We start from the raw sequence: 5,528 nt of genomic DNA on the forward strand, positions 1-5,528 counted from the left end.
ACTTCGACCAGACGCTTGGTGCGTATTTGGATCGTTTCCGTCAGTGACGACGCCGACGCCTTCCGCAGCGTTCAAGCACCACCGAAAACCCGATTGCCAACAGTGCCTCAGCCGGGAATCGCCGTGCCGCAGGCATGCCCGCAGCAACGTATCAGGCGACCCCACAACCGTGGCGGCGACGGCCATGGGACGTCGACACTCACATACTCAACATACAGCCGCCCCGAGGGCTCTATGAGGGCTATCGAGGAGGGGAAGAATTAGGCCAACATCTGACACAAACATGCAGCAGCAAGATACTGCGGAGCTTCCAGGACAGCACTACTAGTGATACATTGATTGGGCGGGGTCCCAGAGAGTGACTGAGCAGAAGTGCCGGGCTGCCGAGGTTAAGAGCCGGCCGCGCAAGCTGTAGGAACTACACGTTTCGACGCCCTCGAGTGCCCTCCTGGGACCCTGCCCCACACGGCGCACCGGCTGACGCGGGTGCGGTCGCTGCGACGAAGCCGCGGACCGTACCGACGCCGAGCGGCGGGTCGACCTGGCGTTTCACCGTCAGCGACCTGGGGGCCGTTCTGTAACACTTCGGGCTCGCGCTGTGCAGTACGAGTTCTGATTGATCGCATAGTCGGCCGTTCCGCCAGACGGAGCCCGAAACGCTACGGCTGAGAGCGCAGGCCTAGCGTTTTCGGCGCGGGGTGGATGTCCGCGTCTTAGGACCGTCGAGCAGCTCGCCGGCCGAAACTCCCAAGGCTTCGGCGATATCAAAGAGGCGCTCGTAGAGCAGTCCGCGCTTTCCCAGCTCGACGTCGATCAGAACGTTTCGAGTAACGCCGGATTCAAGCGCCAGCATTTCTTGCGTCATTCCCAATTCTGTTCGCCTCAGGCGTATGTGATGCCCGACAGAGGCCCGCCACTGCTCCCATTGAGCCACCCGTTGAGGGTCGTTCTGGCTCGGACGCGTGGGCACTCGTCAAGACAAACGGGGACCGGCACGCCTGTCTGCCCTACTAGTAGGGCAGAGGATCGTATCCAACGCGATAGCAGCCGGCACCATCCTGTCGATCGGGTACCCGCTTACGTCCGTCGCTTTCAAGCGAGTCTGCATCCAAACAACCCAGCTTGTTCGCAGTCGAGGCAACTAGAGAGCCGCCGAGAGCACGGCATACGCCCACACGTAGCCGTGGACAGCCCGACCGTCGAGCAGCCGGCGCTGCCGATAAACATGCGGCTGCGCTAGACGATGCTGTCTCGCCTCAGTTCCGGCACGTCGATTCCGGCGGCAACCATCGTGGGCCACACCCACTCGCGGAGAAGTAATTGTTGAACGGACTGGCCTTTACCTGAGGCGATTTGCTCCAAGAAATCTGCCTCCGCGTTGAGCAGGCTGAGCTTGCACTGGCGGTTGCGCTGACGCGTTCCCGAACCGCTGCGGCTCTTCTTCTGGGTCGCAGCGCGGTTGCCGCGGGGGTTGATCGTCGTCACCGCAACTCCTTATTTACCCACTGACATGGTGGCCAATTGCCGATGTCGGCGCATCAAGCCGACTGGAACGCCAGAGTCTCCGCGAAGTGCTACTAGTAGTACATCCTACGCCTCGGACGCCAGCGTCAACTGTGCCGACGCACGCATGAAGGAACCATCTCCATTCTGCCGCAAATGCACTACTAGTAGTGCACAGTGTGAGTGGTGGAGGTCAGCGCCCACCACAGGCAGGACGTAGGCAACCGTGGACGACTACCGCCGAGGATTCAATCCGCTCTGCGGACTCTGCCTTTGCGGGTGGAGCCGGTGCCCGGTGAACAGATGGACTCCTGGCTCGAGGCTCTCGCGGCTCGTTCCGGTGCGATGTGGGTCGATATTCTCACCGCTGTCGGCCTGAATCCGCGCGAGAATGCGATGAAGACATGCCGGCAGTCAGCGACTGCCGCACAGCTTGCGCCGCTGAGCTTCACGACGGGGGTCGACGTGACGGTACTGCAGGCGATGACGCCTGCATCGTGGCTGTCGTCGCATGGCGGGCCAGGAGGTCAACCGCCATTTGCCTTGCCGGGCTCACGGTTCTGCCCACGATGTCTCGCAGATAATGGCGGTCGCTGGCCTGTGTGGTGGCGTTTGCGTTGGGCTTTCGCATGTCCCCTCCACGATTGCCTTCTCGTGGATGTGTGTCCGCAATGTTCTCGTCGGCAGCGGATTGTGCCCCTGCCCGAAGGCCTCATCCCCACCCCCGGTTTGTGCATGCGCTGTGCGTTGGATGCGCCGGGCGGCAGAACGCCGCGACGTTGCGGTGCGCGTCTGGCCGACTCTGCCCTAACCTGCTCCCTTGACGAGGTTGCACTGCAGGTGCAGCGTGAGATCCTCGATGTGCTGGCCCGTGGATCCACGTCGAGTGGTATCTACGTCAGCAGCCCAGTGACAAGTGCGCAGCTATTCGCGGACATGACGGTGATCGGTGAGCAGCTGCTGCGTCACAGCGACCGCCTGGTGCTGCAGACGCATCTACCGTCTGCGGTGTGGACCGCCTATGCGTCGCAGGCCGGAGCCAGTGCCTACCTGCCCTCCGCGCCGTTGCCGTGGGCGTTGAGTTATGACACGACGACCGCTGCGACGGTCGCCGCCGCGGCCTGCCTGACACTTCCTGCACTAGACAAAACGAAGGCCGAGGCAGTCCAGCACCTTCAAGACGTGATTCAGACGAAAAGTCAGCGTGTAGCGCCAGCGCTGAAAGCTCTTTGTCTTCGTGGCCACTACATCACCTCTGCGGCACGCAGTGCCCTGTTGCCGTCACTGGTCCCCACACTGGGCGCCGTCGAGCAACTACGTCACAGCGGGAAAACTATTCGCCCTCTCGAACCGACGAATAGCGGCAGAACACGAGGCCGTTGCGTCCCCGCACTAGCATGGCCGCGTTGGGGTGCCCAATTCAGCTGCACCGGTCTAGGTTTCAGCCGGTTGCGCAGCGCGCTCGGCGTCGCACTCCTACTCGTCGATTCCCCCATCACCGTGACCCAGGCCTGCACTGAACTGGGCTCGGTGACGACGCCTCGCGACGTGACGCGAGTCTTACAAATGCTCCATGCGCGCGCCCACTGGAGCAGAACCGCCAGCGCACTGGCGAGTTTGGCTGAGCAACTCGACGATCAGCGCTGCCCCATCGATTACGCCCGACGCCGCAACCTGTCCTACCGCGAATTACTTCCGGACTCTCAATGGCACAGCATGTGTCGGGAGTGCGGCACTGCCGTGGGCCGAGCAGTCAAGGTTCAGCTCTACCGATGCTGGCTCTACGAACGCCTGACAGGATCGCCAGCCAGGCTCAGTCCACACGCCATCGCGAAGCCCAAGTTTTGGAGCGCATTGGCCGAGATTCCGAGGGTACTGACACCCGAGTTGGCCACTGCCTTGGAGGCGACGGGGCGAGAGTTCCTTGACGGTCATGGACTCAGTCACGAACCCCTGCGCTGGGAACCCGCCGCCAATTGTGCCGAATCCGCGGCTGGTTGGCATGATGTCGATGTGGCGGTGCTGCATCACCAGATTCGTGAGGAGCGCCTGTCATTGAGGGCTGCGGCCCACTATGTGGGCTCCGATATCGACTCCATCCGTGCGATCTTGAGCGATCAACCCGCACCTCGCGCAGATCTTCCCCTCGGCGGACGCGGCGTCGGCCGGGCCACACGGCACGCTGCGCACTGCCTGCCCCGGGACGTATTCGTAGACCTCTACACCAAGCAGAATCTGAGCCTAGCGACGATCGCGACAACCATCGGAGTATCGCGCTTCACCGTCACGCAACTGGCCCATCGCTACGAAATACCGCTACGCCCCAGCCACCGGCCAACAAACCCCCTCACACCGGCCCCTGATCCCGTGTTCGCCGTCCAGCACTCACGAGGTGCGACACCACGGTGCCCACCAGGAACAGGTTGGGATCTCTCATGCCCCGGCCGGCCGCCATGCCATTGGCGCCTACATCCGGATCTGCATTAGACAAGATCCGGACAACGAAATCACCACGACCGGACAACCAACCTCTCACTGACCGCTCCCCCGTTGGCGATATTCGCAGCCAAGGGCGCGGTCGTAGACCGACCCTCCACAATCAGCATTCCAACTGCCGTACAAGTCGCGTGAAGGGTCGGCACGACGGTGTTCTCAGCCCAGATGACGTCGAGCCACGGTATCGAATTCAGCATCGCTGAGCAGGCCCACGTAGTAGGCCATTTCGACTTCATCCCAGTCACCCGGCGTGTATGCGTCTGTCGCAACGCCGTGGGTGCGCGCCACTTCCCCGAAGGTGTATGTCCGGGTGAGGAGCTTTTGGATCATCGCGTCGTCACTGATCAGGCCGGCGGCGCGTTGGTCGATCACCTCTGTGGGGGTCTCCGACAGCCGCGCCGGCTCCTCGGCGAATCGCCTCAAAATTCGTTGCACAGTGGCCTGCGAGTACACGCCGACTGCATCGCTGATTTGCCGCTGCGTCAGACCCCATTGATGGGCAGCGGCGAAGATGGCCCGTTCCAACTCTCGCTGGGCGAGTCGGTGACGTGCAGCAATTCGCATCAACCCTTGCGCAGTGCTCGTCGCACGCTTTTCCTCGGGCAACATCGCGCACCCTCCTGACGATTCATACTGAATCACCTTCGACAATACCTTTTTGCTCGCGGTCGTCGCCTCATCGCCATTTCGTAGGTGACGGTGGCTCAGCGAGCGGCAGGACCAGACATCGCAGTCGTGCCCTCATCTCCATCCCGCCCAGGGCCTGGGTGCCGGACAGTTGGGTTATTCACGCGCGGCGGCACAGATACTGTTGCGCAGACCGATGTGTCACGGTGTGCGCCGCGGCGTGGCACCACCCGGTCCGACAGCATCTCTCGGTAAGTTGTCCCAGCGGTTCGTCGGGGCACGCGGTGCAGGGGCCGCGAGGGTTTGCCTATCGTTTGGGCTTTCTCGGCCCGCGCGTGCTCATGTTGCCGGTACGGAACGCCGTCTCCAGTTGTCGGCGACCAAGCTCGGCGGCACTGTCAATTCGGATGCCATTGAGCAACTCGATGCTCAATCGCTCCGTGCCGCTCTTGATGGCGATATAGCAACCTTGTCGCAACAGATTCATCAGCGATCCCATATGCCCGGTGCTGCGGGCGAAGAGATAGTCCGACCCGAGTTGGGTCACTTCGGCCTGTTTTCGAGAGCGGCGGCGCGTTGACCTGCGGTGATGCCTTAGCTTAGTGCACCCGCTAGGCACTAATTTGGATCAGTAGGCTGCCTGGATGGTCTGGATTCGGCGAGTGCGCACGGCCTCGGGCGCGACGGCAGTCCAGATCGCCGAATCCGTGGACGGGCGCCGCCGGATTGTTCGTCATGTGGGCTCTGCGCGTGATGACGCCGAGTTGGGTCTGCTCATCGAGGAGGCCCGCCGGCTGCTGGCCGATGACACCCAGGGTGAGTTAGATCTGGGGATCACCCCGAAAGCCGTTCGGGCCCATATGGTTGGGCCACCGGACCAAGCATTGTTCACCGATGAACCG

5 protein-coding genes and 2 pseudogenes are annotated in these 5,528 nt (G+C 62.4%); 3 read left to right on the forward strand and 4 right to left on the reverse strand.

Annotation, left to right across the window (positions count from 1 at the left end; all coding sequences use genetic code 11):
- Window positions 1–679: 679 nt before the first annotated feature.
- The gene (locus A5699_RS28265) at window positions 680–970 is read right to left on the reverse strand and encodes a helix-turn-helix domain-containing protein (RefSeq protein WP_082957507.1); all 291 of its coding nucleotides are present in this window, start codon (window positions 968–970) and stop codon (window positions 680–682) included.
- 266 nt (window positions 971–1,236) lie between these two features.
- Window positions 1,237–1,485, reverse strand: a complete 249-nt coding sequence (locus A5699_RS00700) for a hypothetical protein (protein ID WP_067763950.1) — start codon at window positions 1,483–1,485, stop codon at window positions 1,237–1,239.
- A gap of 297 nt (window positions 1,486–1,782) precedes the next feature.
- Between A5699_RS00700 and A5699_RS30205 the strand changes: the two are divergent.
- A pseudogene (locus tag A5699_RS30205) lies at window positions 1,783–2,145 on the forward strand (TniQ family protein); the annotation flags it as partial.
- Between the two features lie 198 nt (window positions 2,146–2,343).
- Window positions 2,344–3,990 (forward strand): hypothetical protein, encoded by a 1,647-nt coding sequence (locus tag A5699_RS28270; protein WP_231965515.1) that lies wholly within the window; start codon window positions 2,344–2,346, stop codon window positions 3,988–3,990.
- A gap of 165 nt (window positions 3,991–4,155) precedes the next feature.
- On the opposite strand, the gene A5699_RS00705 is transcribed toward A5699_RS28270, so the two are convergent.
- Together A5699_RS00705 and A5699_RS00710 are read right to left on the reverse strand one after the other, a co-directional pair.
- Entirely contained in the window at window positions 4,156–4,608 is a 453-nt protein-coding gene (locus A5699_RS00705) for a helix-turn-helix domain-containing protein (RefSeq protein WP_067763953.1), read from the reverse strand.
- Between the two features lie 325 nt (window positions 4,609–4,933).
- The gene (locus A5699_RS00710) at window positions 4,934–5,173 is read right to left on the reverse strand and encodes a hypothetical protein (RefSeq protein ID WP_067763956.1); all 240 of its coding nucleotides are present in this window, start codon (window positions 5,171–5,173) and stop codon (window positions 4,934–4,936) included.
- Window positions 5,174–5,270: 97 nt separating this feature from the next.
- Here A5699_RS00710 and A5699_RS00715 point away from each other — a divergent pair.
- Window positions 5,271–5,528: pseudogene (locus A5699_RS00715) on the forward strand (IS1634 family transposase); the annotation flags it as partial.

Source organism: Mycobacterium sp. E802, assembly GCF_001666875.1.
GTDB lineage: Bacteria > Actinomycetota > Actinomycetes > Mycobacteriales > Mycobacteriaceae > Mycobacterium.